The 2,779-nt window shown below is 55.8% G+C and carries 6 protein-coding genes; 1 reads left to right on the top strand and 5 read right to left on the bottom strand.

Features of this window, described 5'->3' with window-relative positions; translation table 11 throughout:
• The 5 genes from RMO15_RS07300 to RMO15_RS07280 form a co-directional block, all read right to left on the bottom strand.
• Window positions 1-650, bottom strand: a 650-nt coding sequence (locus RMO15_RS07300; protein ID WP_309709889.1) for a hypothetical protein, incomplete at its 3' end; no start/stop codon positions are given.
• A complete protein-coding gene (locus tag RMO15_RS07295; protein ID WP_309709886.1) occupies window positions 647-1,150 on the bottom strand; it encodes a hypothetical protein in 504 nt (167 codons plus the stop codon). The genes RMO15_RS07295 and RMO15_RS07300, both read right to left, overlap by 4 nt.
• On the bottom strand, window positions 1,147-1,407 hold the full coding sequence (locus RMO15_RS07290) for a hypothetical protein (RefSeq protein WP_309709883.1): 261 nt from the start codon (window positions 1,405-1,407) through the stop codon (window positions 1,147-1,149). Before RMO15_RS07290 ends, RMO15_RS07295 begins: the two co-directional genes overlap by 4 nt.
• A gap of 164 nt (window positions 1,408-1,571) precedes the next feature.
• On the bottom strand, window positions 1,572-2,030 hold the full coding sequence (locus RMO15_RS07285; RefSeq protein WP_309709880.1) for a hypothetical protein: 459 nt from the start codon (window positions 2,028-2,030) through the stop codon (window positions 1,572-1,574).
• The gene (locus RMO15_RS07280) at window positions 2,027-2,308 is read right to left on the bottom strand and encodes a hypothetical protein (protein ID WP_309709878.1); all 282 of its coding nucleotides are present in this window, start codon (window positions 2,306-2,308) and stop codon (window positions 2,027-2,029) included. Before RMO15_RS07280 ends, RMO15_RS07285 begins: the two co-directional genes overlap by 4 nt.
• A 168-nt stretch (window positions 2,309-2,476) precedes the next feature.
• Here RMO15_RS07280 and RMO15_RS07275 point away from each other — a divergent pair, with 168 nt between their 5' ends.
• Complete coding sequence (locus tag RMO15_RS07275) at window positions 2,477-2,701, top strand: hypothetical protein (protein ID WP_309709876.1); 225 nt, start codon at window positions 2,477-2,479, stop codon at window positions 2,699-2,701.
• Window positions 2,702-2,779 lie beyond the last annotated feature (78 nt).

Below are 2,779 nucleotides of genomic sequence, written 5' to 3'. Positions count from 1 at the left end.
TTTGCGCCTTCAGGGGTGCTATCGCCGCTAGAATCGCCAACAGTGAGGCCAGCGGCCTCAATCTGCTGCACCTGTCTCCCACCGATCAGACGCGCCGCCCGTGTTTCGTCTTGAGCTCTCTGGAGAGCTTCAGTAAGGCTCTCCGCCTGGCTTGCCCAGCGATCACGTTCCCCCTGAGTGTCAGTCAGGCTTTTTTCGAGTAGCTCAGCACGGGCTTCTGCGACCGCCGCCCGCTTCTCTAAGTCCGAAGCGCGCCGCCTCTCGGTTTCCAGCTCGGTGCGGATCAGATCCAATGCGACCGTGCGAAGCTCCGAAGCTTCAGCCGCGTGACCGTCGTCATGTGCCTCTGATGACCGCCGTGTGACCGTCATCGTATCGGGCGCGACGGTCATGTCAGAGTCGGTGACTGTCGATGGTAAATCCTCTATGCTTCGCTCTTGATGGCGGTCGTGTTTCTTTATGACCGTCGCCTCTCGAAGTGCCACGACTGCCGCGAGGCGAACACGTGACTGTCCTGAGGCGGTCGTGTCTCTGTCGGCGACCGCCGCGCGAGCCATCCACCGAGAAGCCTGCCTTGGGCTAATATCAAGAGCCCGTGCCAGCTCGGAGACGGTGACAAAGGATCGATCCTCGGAAGTCTCCATGCTCACGGATGGATATTGCCCCATAGATCGGCCTGGATAAACCTATCAATATGCTTGACGTTCGTGGTGGCAACGATGATCTCAGAGAGCGGGATTCCTTGAGTCGCTGCAAAGATACTGACCTGTGCGGCAAGGATCACGTCACCGTCAAGAGCTTTGTCTGAAGCTGTGGGCTGCATATTGTTTCGGATATTTGCCCACATATCTGCGGCCTGGTGCATGGCATTGGTGGAGATCGGAACGTAGCGACCGGGAAGCGCGATAAAGGCATCCAAACGGGCGACAGAGCCGCGCAGGGGTTGCCCCAGGGATTTCCGCTTGGCTTCCTGCCTCACCAGCTCACGCCGCAGCTCGTAGTCTGTCACCTCGGCCACGCAGACAAGCACTCCCTGAGACATAAGTCCAAGAGCCCAAGACTGACACGCATCATGGATAGGGTTGTCTCCTGGCTTATTCACAACCCAGGAAAGCGGTCCTTCGTCGAGAAAGACAGCGGATAGGCTCACGCTGCGTTTTCCAGCTCGGCGGAGGTTCGAACCTCCAGCTCGGGGAAGGGGAGACGCTCCCCAGTGGCTTTCCGGTTCTCGTTCATGGCGTGCTGAAGCTCCAAGTGTTCCTGTGTGCGCCGCTGAAGCTCCTCAGGGTCGTCTGTGGCATCTTCGGTGGCCCACTGGCTGAAGAGGGCTTTCGTTGCCGCCGCTTGCTCCAGGGCCAGGGCACGAGTGCGAGCACGGGCCGTATCAATCATGGCATCCTGATTCATTACGGCATCCTGACTGGTCCCTACAATCCTAACTCCGACTCTGCTACTCTCAGAAAGTCCTTTGATGGTTTCCGTAATGGCTTGAGCTAACAAAGAAGCTGAATCGGGATTTTTACGCCGATTGATCTTCTTGCGTTTTTTCAAATTGTCGATAACTGCTTCCATCATTCTCTTCCTCCTGTCACAGTGGACGCTGGTCCATAGAGTTCAAGCTCAATTTCTGAGATCATCTGAACTAGACGGTCATTCCATTCCGTACCGCGCCATCCGTTTACTGATTCGGCAAGCACGTTGCCACGGGCGATATCGAGATCTTCCGCAGGCTGTAGACAACCCTCCAGCGCTTCCCGAAGCGCCATTGCCTGAGAGCGGCTTGCCTCCACGCGTGAAAACTCAGCAAGGGGGTTGACCGGCTTTGCTACCGCAGTCTGGCTCTTGTCTGTGGCTCCCAGCACTTCAAGGCCACAGCAGACGATGCGCAGCGCTTCGGAGGCTTCCCCCGCAAGCTCGGTGCCTTTGGTGTTCCCAGAGCGGCGGTGTAAGCCTTCTGAGAACTTCGCGGCCACATGCCCCGCGCTTGCGGTCGTGAGCAGCTCGTCGAGCGTTGCGTGTAAAGTGCTCATACTGGCAACTCAGCAGCCACTTGAGCCCGACGGGCAGCAGCTATCTTTGCCTTCGTCTCTTCGCTTTGTTTCACTCCCTTAGGCCGTCCGCTTTTGGGGACATTCTCTTCGCGATCGCGCCGAATTTTCTCAACATCCGTGGCGCGTACAGCATAGGTTCGCGCAGTTACTGGGATCAGATCCACTTTTGCTTTCTGGAGAATGTCACGCGCTACGCGGGCCTCAGACACTCCAAGACGAACTGCCGCCTCACCCATACCAATGAATTCTTCCGCCATTTTTGAAACCTCCTCTAGTTATCTCATATAGGGTGGATATTACCGGAAAAACTTATCTCACGCAAGAGTAAAAAACTTTCCCCTATTCCTTGACAACTTATCTCATATGAGATAAGATATAGTCATACCAAGCAAGCAAGCTTGAACGAAGACAAGGAACTCTGAACTATGAAACCTGCCACCTCCGCAACCGCGATCAAGAACGCAAGCCGCGATGCAAAGAACTACTCCCTGAATGACCTCCTCGCCGCCGATGGAATGTGGCTAGTAGTTCACAAGACCGACAGCAACCGCAAGTACATCGTGGATACGAACGACGGAACCTGTGATTGGGGCTTTTTGCCCATCGCACCGGAAAGGTATAGTTGGGCGTTTCCCCACCCCTTGCGGTGACGGAAATCAGGTGATTTCCGTTGATCACAGATGGTGACATGATGTGGTTTCGGATTTCCTCACTCCCATCACGACCAT

Origin of the sequence: Armatimonas sp., from assembly GCF_031410135.1 — a bacterium.
In the GTDB taxonomy this organism is placed as follows: domain Bacteria; phylum Armatimonadota; class Armatimonadia; order Armatimonadales; family Armatimonadaceae; genus Armatimonas.
Note: the sequence above shows the minus strand (reverse complement) of the source record. Positions and strands in the feature narration are given on the sequence as shown.